The organism is Bradyrhizobium sp. Kon37 (assembly GCF_055807535.1).
The window spans coordinates 32,552-53,336 of the sequence record NZ_JBVVOY010000030.1 but is presented as its reverse complement, the minus strand read 5'-3'; the positions used below and the strand labels follow the sequence as shown (position 1 = coordinate 53,336).

Below are 20,785 nucleotides of genomic sequence, written 5' to 3'. Positions count from 1 at the left end.
CGCCGTGTCCCACCTTATATCGTCCCGATTCCACGAATTGCCAGCATCGCTGCGGGCCCGTCGCCGGGTTGTTGACCGGCCGCTTGTATGCTTTAGGGGCCGGGTCTTAGTCCCGTCGCCGGTCCAGCCTGATGCTGTTCAATTCCTACCCGTTCATCCTGCTGTTCCTGCCGGCCGCGCTGGCGGGCTATTTCTGGCTCGGGCGGCGCAGCAATCTGGCCCCGGTGATCTGGCTGGCGGCGGCCTCGCTCGCCTTCTATGCCATCGGCAATTGGCAGTTCGTCGCCCTGTTGCTGATATCGATCGCCTTCAACTACGGCATAGGCCATCTCCTCATCGTGGCGAAGCTTGCTCCGTCGCAACGAAAGGCGGCACTTGCCCTCGGCGTCGCCGGCGATCTCTTCGTGCTCGGCGTCTTCAAATATGCCGGCTTCGTCGCCGAAAACGTCAATGCACTGGCTGGCACGCATTTTGCGGTCCACATCCTGCTGCCGGTCGGCATCTCGTTCTACACCTTCACCCAGATCGCGTTCCTGGTTGACGCTTGGCGCGGGCAGGTCGCGGCCTACGCGCTGCCGCATTACGCGCTGTTCGTGACATATTTTCCGCATCTGATCGCGGGGCCAATCCTCCACCACAAGGACATGATCCCGCAATTCGAACGGGAAGAAACCAAGCATCCGCACGGGCATCTGATCCTGTGCGGAATCATCATCTTTGCGGTCGGCCTGTTCAAGAAGACGTGCCTCGCCGACGGCATCCAGCCGCTGGTCGCACTCTCCTTCGATGCGCGCGCGCCGAGTTTTGATCAGGCCTGGCTTGGCGCGCTTGCCTACACGTTCCAGCTCTATTTCGATTTCTCCGGCTATTCCGACATGGCGATCGGGATATCGCTGATGTTCGGCATTTTCCTGCCGGTCAATTTCAATTCGCCCTACAAGGCCACCAGCATCGTCGAGTTCTGGCGGCGCTGGCACATGACGCTGTCGCACTTCCTGCGCGATTATCTCTACATCCCGCTCGGCGGTAACAGGCGTGGCCGCGTGCTCCGCTACGTCAACTTGCTGCTCACGATGTTGCTCGGAGGGCTCTGGCATGGCGCGGCCTGGACGTTCGTCGTCTGGGGCGCGCTGCATGGTGCCTATCTCTGTATCAATCACGCTTTCAACGCGCTGGTGCCGAATGTTCCAAAGTTGCTCGCGCGCCCGACGCGCGTCGCCGGGGCCGTGCTGACGTTCCTCGCCGTCGTTGTCGCCTGGGTATTCTTCCGTGCCGAACGGGTCGATTGGGCCATGCGGGTTCTTCACGCGATGGCCGATCCCTCGAACATCGCGTTCGGCCGCGAAGAGATTGCGGCGTCGGTGATGGTTGCAATTTATGCCGCGCTGGTGTGGCTGGCGCCGAACACGCAAGGAATCATGGGGTACGACCACGCCAATCGCAGGGTCGGCGACGGCCTGATGGCCGGACGGATGCGGCCGCTGGTCCTCTACGCGGCGTCGCTGGTGCTTGCGTTCGGGATTTTGGGCATCCAGAGCCACAGCGAATTCATCTATTTCCGGTTCTGATGCGGGGCGCGTTCACATATCCAGGGCGTCTTCTCCTCGCGAGCATCGCGTGCGTGATGGGCGCGGCTGCGCTCACCTATGTCATCGATCCCCTGCAGCTGTTTCGGCCCTCGCGTCTCGTCGCGCCGTTCTATTCCGATGACACGCGCGTGCAGAATGCCGGGCTGATCCGCAGCCAGTCGTTCGACACCGCCTTCATGGGCACCTCGCTCGCGATCCATTTCCGCCAGAGCGACATCGACCATGCGCTCGGCGTGCACTCGCTCAAGCTGGCGATGACCGGCTCCAATTCGCGCCAGCAGGGCTTTGTGCTCGAGCAGGCCATCGACCGCGGCGCAAAGCGCGTGATCTGGGCGATGGACGATTTTATCTTTGTCGATGCGGCCGACATCGAGACCGATCCTTATCTCTCTGCCGATCTCTATCGTGGGACAGCAAAGGGGATCGCGTCCTACCTGTTCAGCGCCGCAATGGCGAAGGAATCCCTGTTCGCATTGTTGCGATCGGTTCCGCCGCTGCGGGAGCCGCTGACCCGGGCGGCGCCTTTTCTGCCCGTCAAGTTTGCGCTTGAAGATGTCGACGACATCTATGCGCTGCCGCGGGATGTCGACGTCGCGCGTGCCTATAATGCGAAAAGGACGCTCACGGCCTTCGCCTATATCACCGATCCCGTACGCAGCCGCTTTCTCGGCGAAGGCTATCGTTACGACGCCATGGTGCGGCATTTCGAGCATGATGCGGTCGGCCTGATCGCGCGCCATCCGGACGTGACCTTCGACATCTACTTCCCGCCCTATTCGATCCTGCAATTCGTCGCGATGCGCGATGCTTCGCCTGCGACGCTGAAGATCGTCACCGATCTCACGGCCGTCATTGCGCAGCGCCTGACGCAGCTTCCCAATGTGCGCCTGTATGATTTCCGGGCGATCAAGGACGTGACGCACAACCTCGACAATTACGGCGACGTCATCCACCATTCGCCGGTCGTCGATGCGAAGGTGCTGTCGTGGTTGGCGCGTGGGGAATATCGGGTCGACCCGAAGGCGCCGCTTGCGTCGCTGAATGAGCTGAAGGCGCAGGTCGAGGGATATCGGATCCCGCCGCTGCCGTAGCCCGCATGAGCGAAGCGACATGCGGGGCCTCACGCAAGAATCCCGGGTGTCGCTTCGCTCACCCGGGCTACAAGATAGCTCCCGCAAGGGGAGAAGGAAAAAAGAGGTTTACGCCGCCACCTCTTCGCCGAGATACGCAACCGCTGCCTCGAGCCCGCCTTTGCCGTGCGGGATCTTCAGCGCGTTCAGCCCGACCTCGATCACGCCCAACGTGCCGAGCAGCATCGGGGCGTTGACGTGGCCCATATGGGCGATGCGGAAGGCTTGTCCCGAGAGATCGCCGATGCCGGTGCCGAGCACGACGCCGCACTTCTCCTTGCAATAGCGTTGCAGGATTGCCGGATCATGGCCGTTGCTCATCGTCACCGTGGTCACGGTGTTGGAGCGTTCGCTGGCTTCCGCGACGTTGAAGCCGAGCACCTGGCCTTCCGACCACGCGCCGACGGCGCGGCGCGCGGCCTCGCCGAGCAGGCTGTGGCGGCGGAAGGCGTTCTCCAGTCCCTCCTCGTGCAGCAGGTCGATCGCTTGGCGCAGCGCGAACAGTAGATGCACCGGCGCGGTGCCGGCATATTTGCGATAATGCTCGCTGCCTTCGCGCTCGCTCCAGCTCCAATAGGGCGTGCTCATGTTGGCGGTCTTCTGGACCTCGAGCGCGCGCGAATTGGCCGCGACGAAGCCGAGGCCGGGCGGCGTCATCAGGCCCTTTTGCGAGCCCGACATCGCAACGTCGATGCCCCATTTGTCCATCTCGAACGGCATGCAGCCGAGCGAGGCGACAGTGTCGACCATGTACAGCGCCGGATGGCCGCTCGCCTTGATCGCCTTGCCGATCGCCTCGATGTCGTTCTGCACGCCTGAGGCCGTGTCGACCTGGACGACGACGACGGCCTTGATGGTGTGCTCCTTGTCGCGGCGCAGGCGCTCCTCGACCTCGTGCGGCCGCACCGCGCGGCGCCAGTCGCCCTTGAGCACCTCGACCTCGGCACCCATCAGCGCTGCGGCATGGCCCCAGCCGATTGCGAACCGTCCGCTTTCGAGCACCAGCACCTTGTCGCCGCGCGACAGCACGTTGCTCAATGCTGCTTCCCAGGCGCCGTGACCGTTGGCGATGTAGATGTAGGACTTGCCCTTGGTCGCAAACAGTTTCGAGATGTCGCTGAGCAGGCTCTCGGTCAGATCGGTCATCTGTTTGGAGTAGATGTCGATCGCCGGACGATGCATCGCCCGCAGCACCTCGTCGGGCATATTGGTGGGCCCGGGGATGGCCAGAAATTCCCGGCCCGCGCGAACGGTCATTGCTGTTGGTCCTTGTTGCCTGAGAACAGGATGGTGGGTCGCTGATTCACACTTTTACGCGGCGCTGCGGTGCAAGAAAAGGCCGGAAAACGCAGGTCTGACGTGGGTTATCTCTTAGTCTCGCGGCAGCCCGCATCTTCGGCTTCCTCCACCGAGCAGAACCAGCGCGTGCCCTTGCTGATCTTCATCTTGATCTGCGCATACCAGCGGCTGGTCGGCCGGTGATAGATGCACTCGCCGGCGGAGTTGACGTTGCCCTTGATGGTGCAGTCCGGCGAGGGCGCGACCGGACCCGAGGCCGAAGCGAGCAGGATCGCATGCGCGCCGTCGGGCGGCTTGGTGGCGCCGAGGATGGTGGTCTTCTTGTTGCGCTCGCGCCAGTCCCAGGGCGCGATGAAGGCGCCCTGCCACATGCCGGCCTTGGCCTCCCGCGCGGCCTTCTCGTCCGCCTCATAGTCGTGCGACATGCGGGTGTAGGCCAGCGCCCAGCCTGTGCGCACCAGCCATTTCTGGATGTCCTCGCCGCCGACATCGCAGCGCGCCACGGTGCGGCCGCGCCGGTCGATCGACCTCGCATGGCAGACCCAGTTCTTGCCGTCGGCGTATTTGGCGAGCTCGTCGCGGGCCGCGATGCCGCAGGTCCAGCGCTCGCCCTTGTTGTTGAGGCAGAGCTGGTCCACGGCGGGCGCGTCGATGCCGCCGAGCCTGATCCGCGTGTTGCCGATCATCACGGCGTCGCCGGCGCGAACCTTTGCGGTGCCGGTGATGTCGGCGGCCTCAGCCGGCGACGGCAAGCCGGGCAAGGACAAGCCAAGCAATGACAGCGCAATCAGGAATTTTCGCAACATGCCGGTCCGCGTATGATGAAAATTGCGATAGACCTCGCAATTGTGGTCGGCTTTTGTCCGCCCGGCCAGCATATGCTTGGCAGTTGGGCTTTCAACTTACTGTCATCTTTCGTCTCCACGGCGGCAGAAGTGGTGGGTTACGCCGAGCGGACTGCGCTTCGCGCAGCCGCAGGGCTTACCCACCCTACGAAACCTATCCCCGCGCCATCGCCCGCTTGGCCACCACCAGCCCCATCAGCACGAACGCCGACGTGACCTCCGGACCGCCGACCAAAATCCGCGTCGGCGTCTTCATCTTGTTCCATTCATAGGCGCGGAACGGGCCGCGGCGGCCGCCTTCGCCGAGGCTCGCGACGATCACGTTCAGCGCCGGCGCAAAGGCGCGCGGGTCGGCGCCGAGATGGCCGAGCGCGATCAGGGCGAGCGCTGCGTCGAACACGTTCATCTCGGCGGCCATCAGCTCCCCCTTGACGTAGGAGAGCACGCGGTGGCGGATGAAATCGAAATCGCCGTCGGGATCGATGATCGCCTGCGCCGCCAGCGGCAGCGCCAGGAAGGCGGCGTAGCAGCGGCCGAAATAGGCGCTGTAGAGCTCCGGCAAATAATAGATGTGCGAGCGCGGATTGGCGAAGGCGCCGCTCGCCGCCAGCCGCTTCTGGAAGCCGATGATGCGATGAACGGTGGCAAGCCGCGCCGGCGTCTCCAATACTTTCCAGCGCGCGAGGTTGCGGAAGCTGACCTCGAGAATGTCGAGATTGAGCGTCGGATCGAGATCGTTGCCATAGGGCCGCTCGCCCTTGAGATTGTCGATCCAGGTCGCAACCCCGCCCTCGTAATCGATGTTGTCGTTGAGCGGCACGGTCACGCGCGGCTCGTTGACGCCGGCGCGCACCTGATAGCTGGCATAGAAATCCAGCAGCGGCTGGTCGAGGATCGGATCGGTGCAGCCGGCTTGCGTCGCCGCGGAGATCGAGCACGCCGTGGTGTCGCAATCCGGCACGTAGACGCCAAAACCAAGGTCTTGCTTGATCTGGGCGAAGTAGCGCGAGAAGCGCGGATGCGGCGCCGGCGCGAGCGCGGTGATGACGTTGAACCGCGCGCCGTCGACGCCCTCGACCTCTTCGCGGCTGATGTTGACGCAGAAATCGACCATGTCCGCGACCGCGCGCTCCGCCGCGATCTTGTCGGCCAGCGAGGCCAGCCCGGTCTCGACGTAACTCAACAGCGCCTCGATGAAGAACGCGTCGTAATAGGCCGAGCGGTGGCGGATCTGCACCGGCTCCCACATCGGTTCGGCAACCCCTCGCCAGGGCGGATTGACGACGGCGCGCGCCGGCGATCGCGCGATGAAGACGCGGGCGAGGTTGAACAGCAGCGATGAGTTCTTGTAGCCACGCGCGTTGAGGCCCGTGAGCGCCATGGTCAGCTCGCGTCCGCGGAAATCGGGATCGCCGATCAGGTTGAACGCGGCGTAGGTCGGCAGAAAGCCATTCTTGCGGTACGAGCCCAGCAGATGCTGCGCGCAGTCGCGGATCACGCCGTCGATCTGCGATTGTTGCGGCATGGCGCCGGTGAACATGGCCGGCGGCGGCTTGGGATGATCCAGCGCGATGCTGTCGACGAGATCAGCGACGGGCTGGCCGACCGCCGCCCAATCGGGCTCGGCCTCGTCGCGCGCGCGCACCAGCGCCTGGCGCAGCCGGGCCAGCTTGCCTTCGTCGCGCAGCTCGGGCAGTCCGGCCCGGCGGAGCAGCACCCGCAATGCGGGATTGCCGAGCGCGGTCTTGTAGAACTTGGCCAGATGCGGATCGCCGCTGGCCGCAACAGACAGTACGGGATCGCAGACGTCGTAAAGCGAGGGGCCATCCTTCCGCGCCGTCAGCGCCCGGCAGGCGGCGCCGGCAAAATATTGAAAGCTCATGAAATAACCTGGTCGCGGGAATTGGCCGGGGGGCCGGCCGGCACGCTCCCAGCCGCGTGCCACCCCTGCAAGTCGTTGAAAAAGCTACCCGGATTCGCAGGAAATACAAATGTGATGAAAGTCACAGAAAAAGCCGGCACGAAGCCTGCATAATCAGGCTCCGGAAGGCTACGGGGACGCAAAAAAATCACACTTTTGGCGGTGCAAATTAGCTCGTACTTCCAGTGACTTAGCTCAAATTTTCGGCGATCTATTGCGGGGGAGGCGATATCCGGTTAAGGCTTTGTTTGGTGCGGCGCCGCAAATTGCGCGCAATTCGGGGGCACACCCCCGGCCAATCCCTCAAACCCAAAGACGCTATCGCGCTACTCAAACAGTGTGCGCGTGCTTGGCTGGTCTTTGGCACTGACAGGAATGACGCGAGATGAATGTAACGCAGCTCGACATTTCCCGACGCACGATCGCGGTGGCCGCAGCCCTCATCGGCACGGTCTCGCTCGTGATCGGCGCCCATGCTGCCCTCAACATGCGGGCGCTCGATGCCGCCAAGGCCGTTTCGACCGACCAGGTCACCGGCTCGATCGGCCAGGCCTCGCGTCTCGCCCTCGTCATCGGCAATGGACACTACCCCGACGCCAGCGCGCCGCTGACGCAGTCGATCAACGACGCCCGCGCACTGTCCTCGTCGCTGCGCAAGAACGGTTTTGACGTCGACATGGTGGAAGACGCGACCAAGGACGACATGGTTCGCGCCGTCAATCGCCTGAAGTCCCGGATCAAGCGCGACACCGTCGTCATGCTGTTCTTCGGCGGCTACGGCGTGCAGGCCGGCCGCGAGAGCTACATGCTGCCGGTCGATGCCGTGATCTGGAAGGAAAGCGATGTCCGCCGTCACGGCGTCTCCATCGAGGGCGTGCTCGATATGATGAAGGAGCAGGGCGCCAAGGCCAAGCTCGTCGTGGTCGACGCCTCCCGCCGCAATCCCTATGAGCGCCGCTTCCGCTCCTACAGCCACGGCCTCGCGCCGATCAGCGCGACCGACAATGCGCTGATCCTCTCCTCGGCTTCGCCCGGCAAGGTCGTCGACGACGGCAAGGGCGAGCACAGCGTGCTGGTCAGCGAGTTCCTCAACAACCTCAATGCGCAGGGCAGCGCCGAAAGCGTCTTCAACAAGACCCGCCTTGCCATCTCCCGCGCCAGCGAAGGCGACCAGGTCCCGACCGTCTCCTCCTCGCTGCTCGAGGACGTCCATTTCGGCGAAGCCGGCGGCTAGTTTTTCTTAGCGCTGGTAGGGTGGATTAGCGAAGCGTAATCCACCACTTCTCTCGTCAGCATGGAAAGCAAAGAGGTGGATTACGCCTTCGGCTAATCCACCCTACGATTGACGTGCTCAGCGCACATCTGTCTCTCCACCGTCATTCTGGATTGCTTCGTCGCTTTGCTTCTCGCAATGACGATCGTGGCGACTACTTCGCCGCTTCCGTGGCCATCACGGTCCGCACCGGATCGCCTTCGCGTAGCAGCGCGCCGGCGCGGGCGACGACGATATCGCCTTCGTTGAGGCCGTCGCGGATCTCGATATTGCCGCCCGACATCAGTCCGACCTCGACGCGCTTGGTCTCGACGCGGTTGCGGCGGATCACCTGCACGACGGTGCCGGCGGAGGAATACTGCACCGAAGTCAGCGGCACCGCGACGTTGCAGCTCTGGCCCGACTTGATCAGCGCACGGCCGCTCGCATTGAGCAACAGCCGCTTCTGCGCGGAGATGCCGATATAGACCATGCCCTGCTGGATGTTCGGCTCGACCGTCGGGCCGATGCGGCGCACCTTGCCGTCGATGTCGCCGGCGCCGGCGATGCGCACCGTCGCCACCTGATTGACTGCGAGCTTGCGCATATCGCTGGTCGCGACCAGGGCGACGAGATCGTACTCGCTGCGCGCCACGATCGTGAACAGCGCCTCGCCCTTGGCGGAGGCGAGGTTGCCGATCTGCGCGGTCGACGTCGCGATCACGCCTGCGACGGGCGCGGTGACCTGAAGCGTGCCGCCCTCGGGCAGTGCGAGCCGCGCCAGCACCTGGCCTGCGGTGGTGGTGTCGCCGGCTTCCGCCAGCACCTCCGTCACCTTCAGGCCGGGCCGCTCCGGCCGCACCGAGCTTGCCTCGCGCGCGATGATGGTGCCGGTGCCCTCGACGATGTCGGAGAAACAGGATTTTGCGACCTTCAGCACCGTGACCGCCGGCCCCTTGGGCGCGTCGTCATCGGCGGCGGCACCGGGCTGGGCCGACAGCAACAGCAGTCCGGCGAGCGCAACGAGATGTCTGGAAACAGGACGCGCAGGCAATGAACGCATGGGTCATTCCGGTTGGGGCCTTGACGGCCTCATCGTTAGCAGAAGCGATCGCTGCGAGCCAAGGGCACATCAGGGCCGGCCGGATGAGAATGCCGCCGCAGCACGGGCGGCGCGATGCCGCCCGTTGAATTAGTCTTCGGGGCCGGCGCCAAGGTTCGGTGTCTTCCTCCGTCCCGGCGGCCATTCGAGACGCCCGCCTGCGGCGGGCCCTCAGGATGAGGACATGTTTCGGGACGAGATGTCAGACCCTCATGGTGAGGAGCCCGCCAACGGCGGGCGTCTCGAACCATGCAGGGCGAACTCATCCCGCAGTCTCCAAAGGGAGCCCCCTCACGGCAGGCTCAAGAACTCTACCCAGTTCGGTTTCTTGCCGGTGGCGTAGGATTTCAGCTTGGTGAGCGCGCCGCTGCTCTGGTCGATGGCATAGACGGTCATGCTGTCGGAGAGCTCGCCCACTGCGGCAAGGTAGCGTCCGCCGGGATCGATATGGAAGCCGCGTGGCTGCTTCTCGGTCGGCACGCTGCCGATCGTGGTCAGCTTGCCATTTGTCGCATCGACCTTGTAGGCGGTGAGCGTGCTGGTGGTGCGCTCGGAGGCGTAGAGGAAACGGCCGTCGGGGGTGATTTGGATGTCGGCAGCCCAGGGCTTTCCGGTAAATCCTTCGGGCAGCGCGCTGGTGCGCTGGATCTCGTCCCATGCGCCGCCCTTGGCCTCATAGGCGAACGCCGCGACGTCGCCGTTCAGCTCGTGGAGGAGATAGACCAACTTGCCGTTGGGGTGGAACACGAAATGCCGCGGCCCCGATTTCTCCGGCACCTTGTGGGCCGGCGGATCGCTCGGCGTGAGCGTGCCGGTCGTGGCATCGAACGCGAAGGCCAGGATCTGGTCGGAGCCGAGATTGGTCGCGAACGCGAAGCGGTTGTCGGGCGAGGGCAGGAAGGCGTGTGCGTTCAGCCCTGTTGGGATCACCTGCTTCGGCTCGCCCACGACGCCGTTGGCGAGCAGCGGATTCAGCGCGACCTTGTTGCCGCCATAGGAGGCGCTGAACAGGAATTTGCCGCTACGGTCGATGGCGATATTGGCCATGCTGTCGGCGAGCGGGCCGTTGCCGAGATGGCTGAGCTGGCCCGTCTTCGGATCGATCGCAAAGCTCACCGCGAGGAACGGCTGCGAGCGCACACCGGCGATCAGCACGTGATGATCGGGCGTGATCGCGAGCGGCGTCGAGGATCCCGGCTTTTCGACGCCGGTGAAGGCGGCCGTCTGCACGGGCGTCATCTCGCCGTTCTCGGCCATCTTGAACACGCTGATGTCGTTGCTGTCGGCGTTGCCGACATAGGCGAAGGTCTCGGCCATGCCGGCGGGGACTCCAGAAATGAGAGTGAGGAAAGCAAGCGTGGTGGCGATCGCGGCGCGGGGTACGCCGGATCTGATGCGTCGGGTCGGTCTCAGCATGGGGTCCTCCTGGATGCCGGTGCGGCATTTGTCGTTTTGCCGGCGAGGATAGCGGCAGCCGCCCCGCCGCGCCAAACTCCAATTGGGATCGATCGATGCCGAAATGGTATCGGTGGGAGGTCTACCGTATCGCCGCTGTGCGGGAGGGCAGATGGGGCCCGGGCGGGGTGTGGGGCGGCCCGAGCACGGTCCACACGGTGACCGCGAGCAGCGCGCAGGTCAGGATCGTCCAGGCGACGAGTGGCTTCCGCATCAGGCCGTATCCGTCAGTCATATGAATGAGAATGCTCCCGGGGGCGGGCCTGGCGATCGTGCACTGCAAATCGCGGCGATCCTATGAACTCGTTCACAGCCGGAACGAACCAATGCCGCGCGAGCGCATTGAACCGGCATGCCCCGTGAAAACGATCTCGAAGGTAAGCCCGACATGGGCGGCAAGCATGGCGGTCAGGCCGGCCAGCCCAAGCTGCCGCCGCGCCCGCGTCAGGGCGAGCGCGACGAGGATGTCGTGGCAAAGCGCCACACCGGCCAAACCGATCCCAACTCCGCGCCGACCAAACCAAAATAGCACCTCGCCCGCGCCGCCCGCGCAGTGGGAACGGCAGCCTCGCGTTGCCGTTACCCTGATCCCGCGGGCGGAGCAGATCGAAACGGAGGCTGGCACGTGTTTTGGATTTATTGGGACACCGCCTGGTCGCTTATCATCAGCGGCATCATGTTCGCGACCATCGTCGCCCATCCCGATGCCGAGTTCGTCGAGATCCACGCGGCCAAGCAGGTCAAGTGAGCCCGCGCCGGCCGGTTCAACGGCGCATCATCGTATGCCGGGCCGAGCCGAGACATCAGAATACAGAACCTTAAGTCATGCTGCCCGGCATGAAGCAGCGGATCTTGGCGCGGCCGTTGACGTAATACGGCCAGACCATGGTGCGGCCGGCGCGGTTCGGCTCGGTGATGACGGTGTCGTCGGGCACCTCGATCCAGTCGCCCAGGAGTCGCACGCGATAATGTCCGTTGCTCGTGTCCCAGTCGACATCGTCCAGCGCGGTGCCGTCGGCGTCGGCGCAGCAGGGACCGCCGCCCTTGCTGTGCAGGCCCTCGAACCAGCCCTTGAGGGGAGAGTTCGCGTAGCGACCGTCGTCGCGGGCCTGCACGGATGGGCCGATCATGGCAGCAACCGCTACGAGAGTGACCATCCTGAATGCCGCGATCGCCATATCGCCTCGCTCGATCTCGCGCGCGCACGAGCGCAGACGAGGAGCCGCCTGCGCGGCACGTGACGCAATGCTGGCTGGCGCCGCCGACCGGTTCCAGCCGTCTCAGCGGGGCGATAACCGCGAGGGTCGATGTTTGATCCTATTTTGGAGGGCGCGGACCTATCGAGTCCGCGCCCTGCTTCAGCTCTAACCCGGCAAGCGGTCAGTAGTCCCAGAACACCGGCACCCAACGGAAGGCGTCGCCGTCGGCTGCCACCCGGCCCACGGACGGGAACGGCAGGTGCGTCGCCACCAGCATCTCGCCGGTCTCGGCAAGCTGTCGCAACAGGCGGATGCGAACGCGCGCGGCCTCCTCGGGGTCGTGCTCGAAACCGTTAAACCATTCGGGTTGCTCGAACCCGACGGCAAACACGGCATCGCCGGCGAATGTCAGCGCGTCATCGCCGGATGCCATGCGAACCACGCTGTGTCCGGGGGTGTGACCGCCGGTGCGACGGGCGACGACGCCAGGCGCAATCTCTTGCTCGTCATCGAACAGCCGCAGCTGAGGGCCGTACTCCTTCAGGAACTGCTTGGCGGTCGATCGAAGCGCGTCCGGAAACCCCTCCGGCATGGCGGTGCGGGAGAAATCAGGCGCTTCCCAGAACTTGACCTCGGCGGCCGCGACGTGGATCCGCAGGTCCTTGCGCAGCTGCTGCTTCACGCCGTCGACCAGCAGCCCGCCAATGTGGTCCATGTGCAGATGGGTCAGCACCAGATCGGTTACCACCGAAAGATCGATGCCGGCGGCTGCCAGTCGCCTGATCAACTGGCCGGCGCGCGGCAAGTTCAGGTTCGGGTCCGAGCCCAGTCCGGCGTCGATGAGGATGGTCTTGCCGCCGCTGCGGACCATGACGGCGTTCAGCGCCCAGTCGAAAGCATCCTGCGGCAGGAACATGTCCTGCAGCCAGGTCGCCCGCACCGCCGGGTCGGCGTTGTGCGCGAGCATCTTGGTCGGCAGCGGCAGCACGCCGTCGCTGACCACCAGCACGTCGATCTCGCCGATCTTCAGCGCGTAGCGCGACGGAACGAGCTCTTCGGGTCCCGATGACACGGGATACGAGGTGTTGTGCAGATTCATGTTGGTCTCCTGTTTCAAAGATAGAGGCTTCCGGCTGGTGGTTGAGCAGGCCGCGCCGCCGGGGGAGAGCGCAGCCCGTGATCGCTTGCTGCGCTAGACGTCGGTCACCTGTTCCGGATCGGCCGACGCGAGCGCCAGGGCGCGCTCCGCCTTCGGCGGATAGATCCAGACGGTGTTGATCTCACGCTTGGTCTTCTTGGCGACGTCGCCGACCAGCTCGACCTTGCGCTCCCATCCGCGTGTGAACAGCGCGCCGGCTTCGCCGAGGTCGAGGCAGGTGACGTAGGCCTTCTGGTGGTAGGGCCTGGTCGGAACGCCGAGCAATTCGGCCGCGGCATTGTTGCCGGCAAAGGCACCCATTCGCGTGGCGTGCTGGCACGACATCAATGCGTAATTGCCCTCGGCGTCGCAGGCGGCGCGTGCCGCGTCGCCGGCCGCGAAGACACCCTGAACGCCTGGCACCTGCAAGCAGCGGTCGACCAGCAACCGGCCGAAATTGTCGCGCTCGGCGGGAATCTGCCCGGTCAACGGCGCCGCACGCATGCCCGCCGCCCAGATCACCGTCTCGGTTTCGATGTGCTCACCGCTGGACAAGGTGACGCCGGTCTCGTCGAGCGCGGCGACGCCGGCACCGAGCCGTGTCTCGACGCCAATCTTGCGCAAGGCTTCCTCGATGACGGGGCGGGCGCCTGCACCCATGTCGGGTGCGATCGCAGTGTTGCGATCGACGATGACGACGCGCGTCCTGGCATTGGGACCCAGGATTTCGCGCAGCCGCGTCGGCATTTCGGTGGCCGCTTCGATCCCGGTGAAGCCGCCGCCGGCGACGACGACGGTGTCGCGTCCGTTCACGGCGGGCCGCTTCGTGAGGCCATGCAGATGCTTGTCGAGCGCTACGGCATCGTCGAGCGAATCGACGCTGAAGCCGTGCTCGGCGAGGCCCGGAATGTTCGGACGGAACAGCCGGCTGCCGGTGGTCACGACGAGGCGGTCGTAGGACAGCGTCTTTCGCGCGCCCTTCGCGGGCGTGATCTGCACCGTTCGGGCCTCGGTGTTGATCGTCTCGGCGCTGCCCTGGATGTAGTCGACGTCGATCGCCTCGAGGACCTCGAGCAGCGGGGCCGTCAGGGTTTCCGGCTTCGGCTCGTAGAGCCGCGGACGGACCACCAGCGTCGGCTCCGGCGAGACGAGCGCGATCTGCAGATCTTGCGGAGAGACGCCCCGGATGTCGCGCAGTCGCGCTGCAGAAAGGGCGGCGTACATGCCGGCGAAGCCGGCGCCGATGATGACGAGTCGCATGGATTTTCTCCTTGGTTGCTGTTCGAAAGACCGCGCGCGACCGCGCTGCTGCGTTCAGGGCAGCGTCCGGCGTCGGCGCGTGGGTGGGTTGGATCGCTGGCTTAGGGCCCGATGCAGCGTGCCATCACCGATCTCGGCGGCTGGCCGTAGCCTAAGACGACGGGCTGAAGCTCACTTCGACTCCAGTCCTGATAGGGAAGGCCGGCGCCATTTCGGATCATGATGGAAACGGGCGGCTGTGCCGGGTGCATGTTGTAAGCCGGAATTTCCACTTCCTCGCCCGTCGCCGACGTGAAGCGAACGGCCAGCGAGAGTCCGTACAAGGTCGCGGTTGCGAGGCTCCGGCGGCGTGATGAGATCAACCGTCGGCTGACGAAGTTTTTCCAGGTCATCTTTGGTCTCCCTCGATTGGTCTGGACATGGAGACGATGTAGCTGACCCGATTTGCCGTTGCCCCAGCGCGATTGCCGTCGCTGTCGAGAGATTGCTGCTAACGCACGCGCCTGCGCCAATCGCTCGGCGTCTCGCCCGTCAGCTTCTTGAATGCCGCGGCGAAGGCGGTCTGGGAGGAATAACCAAGCGCCGCGGCGACCGAGACGATCGATTCGTCGCTCTCCCGCAGCATGTTCATGGCCTGCTCGAGCCGGTGCTGGCGCAGCCAGGCATGCGGCGACAGCCCGGTGCTCTCCTTGAAGGACCGGCAGAAATGGAAGCGCGACAGACCGGCATCGGATGCCAGCGCATCGAGCGAGACGTCCGCTTCGCTGTCGGAGCGCAATCGTTCGATCGCACGGAGCAGGACCTTCGGCGCCAGCCCGCCCATGGTCGGCTGGAACGTGGTCGGCGATCCCGCGTGCGCAGCCAAAAGGCGCGTGGCCAGAAGATCCGTGAGCTGATGCCGGAACAGCGTATCAAGGACGCCATGGCTCTCCAGCGAATCCGCCGCGCTCAGGAGCAGTCGGGACGTGATCGTGTCGGGATGCGCCGTTCGCTCAATCAATTCGGCGGGCCCGGCGGTCCCGGCCTCGCCGGCGATGCGCTGCAGCGTTGCGTCGGGAAGGTAAAGCTGCACGACGTCGACGGGCTTCGGAATGTCCCATCGGGAGCTCGACCCTTCCGGAACGATGTTCACGACCCCCGGACGAAATGTGCCGATCGCGATCGATTTTCCCGAGCGCCGCTCCATGCGCTGCATCACGCCTTTGTGCGCCATGATCACGTGGTGGCGCATGGGTTCGACGACGTCGTGCAGCGGATCATGCTTCCAGTGCGCGATACCGGCACCGGAGGAGTCCAGCGCCATGCGAAACGGCTGGGTTCTGAGCACGCGCGCCATCTCCCCGTCGGCGGCGCGCCGCTCGGACGTCGAGCGGTCGTCAGGCTGTGCGTCGGGTGCGGGCGGCAAGCCCTTGTGCGAGGGATTGCGCATGAGTGCAGTGTTCCCGGTCATGATGTGGCTCCTGCTGATCAACTCGGGCTTTCGATCAGTCGTCCGCATTTGTACGGAACGGCGCGTGTTCTATGCGCCGCGGTTGCGGTGCGTATTTCCTGAACCCGCCATGCTTTGTCCGATCCTGCTCCAAGCCGGCCCGCGCTTTCGCGAACGCACGGTGAGCGGGCGGGGAGGAGAAGTACTTGTGAGAAAAGGGCGCAGGCCGCCACACCGCCGCCACATCGATGTCGCGATCGGGCACGCTCGTGGCGTGGAACGGTTGGATTTCAAGGCGGACAAGCCTCGTCCGGAAATCCTCCAAAAGGAGGGGGCCGGATGACCCGGGCGCTGCTAGGCCGCGGCCGCCTGTGCCGACAACAGCTGCTTCAGTTTCGCCGCCGGCACGGCCGGGCTGAACAGCCAGCCCTGCATCTGGCTGCATCCGAGCTGGAGCAGCACTTTCCGCTGGGCTTCGGTCTCGACGCCTTCCGCGGTCGTCACCATGTGGCGGGCGGCGGCCATGTGCACCACCGCCTGCACGATCGGCGAGGAATCCTCGGGTTCGCCGATGTCGCAGATGAAGCTGCGGTCGATCTTGATCTTGTCGAACGGGAAGCGATGCAAATAGCTCAGCGACGAATAGCCGGTGCCGAAATCGTCGAGCGCGATGCGCACGCCGAGCTCGCGCAGCTGCTGCAGGATCGTCAGCGCCTCCTGGTCGTCGCGGATCAGGACAGTCTCGGTGATCTCGAGCTCGAGCCGTCCGGGGGCGAGACCCGATTCGGCGAGGGCGGCGGCGACCTTCAGCGCCAATGTCCGCGAGCGGAACTGTACCGGTGAGACGTTGACCGCGATGTGGATATCGCCGGGCCAGGAGGCGGCCTCGGTGCAGGCCTGCCTCAGCACCCATTCGCCGATCTCGCCGATCAATCCGGTCTCTTCCGCAACCGGGATGAAGTCGGCGGGCGAGACCATGCCGCGCTCCGGATGGTGCCAGCGCAGCAGCGCTTCGCAGCCGGTGACGACGTTGGCCGCGAGATCGACCAGCGGCTGGTAGTGCACCTCGAATTCGCCGCGGGCCAGCGCCTGGCGCAGATCGAACTCGAGCTGGCGGCGCAGCCGCGCCTTGGCGTCGTATTCGGGCGCGAAGACACGGAAGGTGCGGCGGCCCTCGGATTTCGCCGCATACATCGCGAGGTCCGCGCGCTTGAGCAGATCGTCGGGATTGTCGCCGTGGTCGGGCGCGATCGCGATGCCGATGCTGGCATCGGTCGGGATGTCCTGGCCGTTGCAGTCCACGGGCGCGCGCAGCGCCGTCAGGATCTGCTCGGCCAGCGCCGTCAGCTCGGCCTCGTCGCTTGTGCCGGCCTTGACGATGGCGAATTCGTCGCCGCCCAACCGTGCGACCATGTCGTTGCCGCTGACGCAGGCGCGCAGGCGGTTCGCGACCTGGCGCAGCAGCTCGTCGCCGACCTCGTGTCCGAGCGAATCGTTGACGCCCTTGAACTCGTCGACGTCGATATAGAGGATCGCGAACGGCTTGCCCTGGGCAAGCTCCGCGACTCGCCGCTCCAGATGGCCGCGCATCAGCACGCGGTTGGGCAGGTCGGTCAGCGCGTCGTAATGCGCCATGTGGGCGATGCGCTCGTCGGCGCGGATGCGCTCGGTGACGTCGTCATGGGTCGCGAGCCAGCCGCCGGCGGCACCGGGCTGGTTCTTGATCTCGATCAGGCGGCCATCCGAGGTCTCGACGATCGTGCTCTGCGTCTGCCCGGCATTGCCCAAAATGTCGTCGCAATAGGCATCGACGTCGCCATGGAACGAACCGGTGTCGTGGCGATGCTGGATCACCTCGCGGAAATACGCGCCGGGCTTCACCACGTCCGCCGACAGTCCGTACATCTCGATGTAGCGCCGGTTGCAGACGATCAGCCGCTCGTCCTGGTCGAACATCAGGAGACCCTGCGTCATCGTGTTCATCGCGGTGTCGAGCTGGTGCTTCTCCACGGCGAGCCGACGGGTCATCTGGCGGAAGATGAGATAGAGCGTGAGGACGAGCAGGCCGATCGACATCACGGCGACGGCCACGAAGAATTTCGTTTGCGTGTGCCATGTCGCGAGCGTCGCATCCAGCGACTTGGTGGCAACCACCACCAGCGGCTCGCCGGTCAGGAGGCGTGCGGCGACGATGCGATCCTTGCCGTCGATCGGGCTTGCGAGCTGGGTCGTGACGAAGGTGCGCTCGAACACGGCCATCTGCTCGGGCGTGCCGTTGCGGAAATTCTGACCGATCATCGTGTCCACATGCGGAACGCGCGCGAGCAACTGGCCGTTCTGGTGGTGCATCGCGATCGAGGATTCCTCGCCGAGCCCGCTCGAGGCGAAGAAGGATTCGAGCTGGTCCGGCGCGATCGCGCGCGAGACCATTCCAAGGAATTCGCCGTGAGGACCGGAGACGCGGCGGGCGAACACGATCGCCGGTCCGCTGCCCAACCGTCCGGGCACCACCTCGACCTCCTCCTGCGAGGCCGGATCGTTCTTGAGGCGATCGAAATAGCCGCGGTCGGCGACCGAAACATCGGCGACCGGCCAGCGCCGCGACGAGTTGATCAGCACGCCCTTGGCATCGAACAAATTGGCGCCGGCAACGTCCGACCAGCCGCTGGCCTTGGCGCGTAGCACTTCGTGCACGGCGAGCGTGCCCATCTCGCTGCGGAAGACATCGGCGGAGTCGATGCCGTGGCTTTCGAGCTCGGCGATGATGCTCTTCTGCAGCACCGCGAAGTCCTCGAACTCGCGGTCGAAATGGCGGGCGAGCAAGCGGACCGCTTTCCAGGCTGTCGCGGCCGCTTTCGATCGCATTCTGCCGGAAGCGGTCGACGGTGAGCGCGGTGCCGATCGCCATTGCGACCATCAGCACGAAGCCGCCTACGATCAGCCATGTCAGCGGCGCGCCGCGCCAACGGCGCAGCAACGCGCGCATGCGCGCGCTCCATCGGATCGATGTGCCCATGCAGCCCTCCCGTGGGATGCAAGATGCGGCAAAACCGACAAGACCGCGTTACCAGTAAGGGTTAGGAAAACATGAATCGGAGCGTAATCAGAGGGTTGGTTCCATCGCTTGTCTGAAGTCGCGGTGGGCCCATGGTTCCCTCAGCGTCGGATCTCCCACCTCAACGCTTCCGCATTGGTCCTGGCGAACATCGCCGGCACGTCGAAGGTCCCGGTCTTGAGATCATAGCGGCAGCGCCAGTCGGCCAACCCCTTCACGGCGACGTTCTTCGGATGCTTGTCCATTTCGCCCGACAGCGAGATCACGAGGTAACGGTTGTCCGGCCAGTGCACGCCGAGGCCGCGATAGGCCTCTTCGGTGCCTTTCACGAGATTGGCCGAGATGTGGTAGTCGAGCTTCATCTTCCCTGTGTCCGGGCGGCTGTGGAAATAGGACCAGGCCAAGTCGCTGAACGACGTCTTCGTCGCGCTGACGAAGACGCCCTTCTCGACATGATAGAGATAGAGGTCCTGCTCGCCGGAGCCGATCTTCTGCATCCGCACCAGCCATTGCGAGTCGGGTGTGAAGCGGAAGCCGGCGCCGTAACCCTGCTCGGGCTTCAGCTCCGTCATCTGTTCGCCACGCCTCGCCCAGGCCTGCCATTTGACGTCGAAATCCCCGCTGTCCTTCGTGTACTGCTCGATCCCCGTGGCGCCGTCGGGCGAGGTGAAGGCGAGATCGGCATTGTCGGTGAGGATGTAATCCGGCGGCGGGCCGGACGCGGCGAGCCCCGGAGTTGCGGCCATTGTCAGGGCAAGCACCAGCCCAACAAGCAATTGTGCGGGACGGCAAAATGCGTTCACGGGACAATTCCTCGAGAAAAATGCCGCGATGCGGCCTTGAGCATTTGACACCGGCGGGGGTGCGTCGGTTCATCTCCGTGCCGGCTCATCATCCTATCGACCGTCTTGCTGCCGTGGCCAAAACGGCGCACCTTGCCGGCTCGATTGATTTGCAAGGTTCTTCCTGATCAAGGTTCGTTTCCGATGGTGACCGCATCCAAGGCCTTCATTGCATTCTGTCTGCTCGCGGTGGGCGGCACCGTGCTGGTGATCGGCCCCACCGAGCTGCGTCGCCTGCTGCCGATGGGGGCGAAGACCGACATCGCCGCCAGGCCGGAACCCAAGGTCGAGGCCAAGGTCGAACCCAAACCGGAAGAGCCCAAGCTCGCCGCGGTCGCGCCGCCGGCACCAGCTGCATCTCCGGCGCCGGCCCCCGAGCCGAAGGCGGGTGCATTGGCTGAAACCCAGAAGCAGGTCACGGCCGCGCTTGCCGATCTTGCACCGGTCAAGCCGCCGCCGGCGGTTGCCGATAGCGGCCCCCGTTTCGACGTCGCGCGCGTCGACGATCACGGCGAGGCGGCGGTGATCGCGGGCCAGGCGACGCCGGGCGCCAAGGTCGAGCTGCTGCGCGACGGCAAGCCGCTCGACAGTGTGGTGGCGGATGCGTCGGGCCAATTCGTGATGACGCCGCCGCAGCTTCCTGCCGGCTCCTATGAGCTGACCTTGCGGGCGAAATCGCCTGACGGCACTGTCACGCAATCCGGCCGCAGCATGCCGGTGGTGATCGCCGAAGCCGCGCCACCGCCCGCGCGCCCTGCACCGGCCGCGCGGCAAGAGACCAAACAAGAGGCGAAGGCCGAGAAGCCCGACGACAAGTCGGATGTCGTGGCATCGGTCTCGGACAGGCCCGCGGCCCGGCCGAGATTGATGGGCGCACCGAAACCAAAGAGCGGGTCGGGGGTCATGGCGCGGGCGCCCGCGGCCACGACCGTCGCATCGGCCTCGCCGGCGGACGCCATCAGCGGTGCACCGGCGGAAACTGGCGGCAGCCGGGTGATCTCCCGCGGCGACAGCCTGTGGGCGCTCAGCCGGCTCGCTTACGGCGACGGCGCCCGCTTTGCGGTGATCTACAACGCCAACCGCGCCAAGATCCACAATCCCAATTTGATCTATCCCGGCCAGACTTTCGTACTGCCGCAGAAGGCGGAGTGAGGACAGCGCTTCGCCGCTGCGCCTGCATTCTTGTGCATTCTTGCAGCCAAGACCGCTGTTCTTCTCCCTCGCCCCGTCCTTACGGGGAGAGGGCGGGGTGAGGGGCTCTCTCCGCGA

At 65.1% G+C, this 20,785-nt stretch carries 19 protein-coding genes and 1 pseudogene; 7 read left to right on the top strand and 13 right to left on the bottom strand.

Going from position 1 to position 20,785, the window contains the following annotated elements:
- Window positions 1-131 precede the first annotated feature (131 nt).
- The gene (locus tag AC0L3J_RS33115; protein WP_473349857.1) at window positions 132-1,568 is read left to right on the top strand and encodes an MBOAT family O-acyltransferase; all 1,437 of its coding nucleotides are present in this window, start codon (window positions 132-134) and stop codon (window positions 1,566-1,568) included.
- A complete protein-coding gene (locus AC0L3J_RS33110) occupies window positions 1,568-2,680 on the top strand; it encodes a hypothetical protein (RefSeq protein WP_473349856.1) in 1,113 nt (370 codons plus the stop codon). The genes AC0L3J_RS33115 and AC0L3J_RS33110 overlap by 1 nt, the downstream gene beginning before the upstream one ends.
- Before the next feature lie 108 nt (window positions 2,681-2,788).
- Here the strand turns inward: AC0L3J_RS33110 and AC0L3J_RS33105 are convergent, their stop codons facing one another.
- The 3 genes from AC0L3J_RS33105 to AC0L3J_RS33095 all read right to left on the bottom strand — a co-directional run bounded on the left by AC0L3J_RS33105 (window position 2,789) and on the right by AC0L3J_RS33095 (window position 6,745).
- On the bottom strand, window positions 2,789-3,976 hold the full coding sequence (locus AC0L3J_RS33105; RefSeq protein ID WP_473349855.1) for a pyridoxal-phosphate-dependent aminotransferase family protein: 1,188 nt from the start codon (window positions 3,974-3,976) through the stop codon (window positions 2,789-2,791).
- 107 nt (window positions 3,977-4,083) lie between these two features.
- Complete coding sequence (locus AC0L3J_RS33100) at window positions 4,084-4,824, bottom strand: thermonuclease family protein (RefSeq protein ID WP_473349854.1); 741 nt, start codon at window positions 4,822-4,824, stop codon at window positions 4,084-4,086.
- A gap of 193 nt (window positions 4,825-5,017) precedes the next feature.
- A complete protein-coding gene (locus tag AC0L3J_RS33095; protein WP_473349853.1) occupies window positions 5,018-6,745 on the bottom strand; it encodes a hypothetical protein in 1,728 nt (575 codons plus the stop codon).
- Between the two features lie 424 nt (window positions 6,746-7,169).
- On the opposite strand from AC0L3J_RS33095, the gene AC0L3J_RS33090 reads away from it, so the two are divergent.
- Entirely contained in the window at window positions 7,170-8,018 is an 849-nt protein-coding gene (locus AC0L3J_RS33090) for a caspase family protein (RefSeq protein WP_027515065.1), read from the top strand.
- Between the two features lie 193 nt (window positions 8,019-8,211).
- Here the strand turns inward: AC0L3J_RS33090 and AC0L3J_RS33085 are convergent, their stop codons facing one another.
- From AC0L3J_RS33085 to AC0L3J_RS33075, 3 genes are all read right to left on the bottom strand, one after another.
- Complete coding sequence (locus AC0L3J_RS33085; RefSeq protein WP_473349852.1) at window positions 8,212-9,099, bottom strand: efflux RND transporter periplasmic adaptor subunit; 888 nt, start codon at window positions 9,097-9,099, stop codon at window positions 8,212-8,214.
- A gap of 330 nt (window positions 9,100-9,429) precedes the next feature.
- Entirely contained in the window at window positions 9,430-10,554 is a 1,125-nt protein-coding gene (locus AC0L3J_RS33080) for a lactonase family protein (protein ID WP_473349851.1), read from the bottom strand.
- A 121-nt stretch (window positions 10,555-10,675) separates the two neighbouring features.
- On the bottom strand, window positions 10,676-10,807 hold the full coding sequence (locus AC0L3J_RS33075; RefSeq protein WP_256375641.1) for a hypothetical protein: 132 nt from the start codon (window positions 10,805-10,807) through the stop codon (window positions 10,676-10,678).
- 138 nt (window positions 10,808-10,945) lie between these two features.
- On the opposite strand from AC0L3J_RS33075, the gene AC0L3J_RS33070 reads away from it, so the two are divergent.
- A complete protein-coding gene (locus tag AC0L3J_RS33070; protein ID WP_155809827.1) occupies window positions 10,946-11,122 on the top strand; it encodes a hypothetical protein in 177 nt (58 codons plus the stop codon).
- Window positions 11,123-11,218: 96 nt separating this feature from the next.
- The gene (locus tag AC0L3J_RS33065) at window positions 11,219-11,341 is read left to right on the top strand and encodes a hypothetical protein (protein WP_256379023.1); all 123 of its coding nucleotides are present in this window, start codon (window positions 11,219-11,221) and stop codon (window positions 11,339-11,341) included.
- Window positions 11,342-11,411: 70 nt separating this feature from the next.
- Here the strand turns inward: AC0L3J_RS33065 and AC0L3J_RS33060 are convergent, their stop codons facing one another.
- The 5 genes from AC0L3J_RS33060 to AC0L3J_RS33040 form a co-directional block, all read right to left on the bottom strand.
- On the bottom strand, window positions 11,412-11,771 hold the full coding sequence (locus AC0L3J_RS33060; RefSeq protein ID WP_473349850.1) for a hypothetical protein: 360 nt from the start codon (window positions 11,769-11,771) through the stop codon (window positions 11,412-11,414).
- Window positions 11,772-11,973: 202 nt separating this feature from the next.
- Complete coding sequence (locus AC0L3J_RS33055) at window positions 11,974-12,891, bottom strand: MBL fold metallo-hydrolase (RefSeq protein ID WP_473349849.1); 918 nt, start codon at window positions 12,889-12,891, stop codon at window positions 11,974-11,976.
- Window positions 12,892-12,984: 93 nt separating this feature from the next.
- Window positions 12,985-14,190, bottom strand: a complete 1,206-nt coding sequence (locus tag AC0L3J_RS33050; RefSeq protein WP_473349848.1) for an NAD(P)/FAD-dependent oxidoreductase — start codon at window positions 14,188-14,190, stop codon at window positions 12,985-12,987.
- Window positions 14,191-14,291: 101 nt separating this feature from the next.
- A complete protein-coding gene (locus tag AC0L3J_RS33045; protein WP_473349847.1) occupies window positions 14,292-14,582 on the bottom strand; it encodes a hypothetical protein in 291 nt (96 codons plus the stop codon).
- A 98-nt stretch (window positions 14,583-14,680) separates the two neighbouring features.
- Window positions 14,681-15,640, bottom strand: a complete 960-nt coding sequence (locus tag AC0L3J_RS33040) for a helix-turn-helix domain-containing protein (RefSeq protein WP_473349846.1) — start codon at window positions 15,638-15,640, stop codon at window positions 14,681-14,683.
- Between AC0L3J_RS33040 and AC0L3J_RS33035 the strand changes: the two genes are divergently transcribed.
- On the top strand, window positions 15,618-15,962 hold the full coding sequence (locus AC0L3J_RS33035) for a hypothetical protein (protein ID WP_473349845.1): 345 nt from the start codon (window positions 15,618-15,620) through the stop codon (window positions 15,960-15,962). The genes AC0L3J_RS33040 and AC0L3J_RS33035 overlap by 23 nt on opposite strands.
- A gap of 11 nt (window positions 15,963-15,973) precedes the next feature.
- On the opposite strand, the pseudogene AC0L3J_RS33030 reads toward AC0L3J_RS33035, so the two are convergent.
- Window positions 15,974-18,635, bottom strand: a pseudogene (locus AC0L3J_RS33030) (bifunctional diguanylate cyclase/phosphodiesterase).
- Between the two features lie 140 nt (window positions 18,636-18,775).
- Window positions 18,776-19,477 carry a hypothetical protein gene (locus tag AC0L3J_RS33025; RefSeq protein ID WP_473349844.1) on the bottom strand — a complete coding sequence of 234 codons (702 nt, stop codon included), beginning with the start codon at window positions 19,475-19,477 and terminating at the stop codon, window positions 18,776-18,778.
- A 183-nt stretch (window positions 19,478-19,660) separates the two neighbouring features.
- On the opposite strand from AC0L3J_RS33025, the gene AC0L3J_RS33020 reads away from it, so the two are divergent.
- The gene (locus AC0L3J_RS33020) at window positions 19,661-20,668 is read left to right on the top strand and encodes a LysM peptidoglycan-binding domain-containing protein (protein ID WP_473349843.1); all 1,008 of its coding nucleotides are present in this window, start codon (window positions 19,661-19,663) and stop codon (window positions 20,666-20,668) included.
- Window positions 20,669-20,785: the final 117 nt, after the last annotated feature.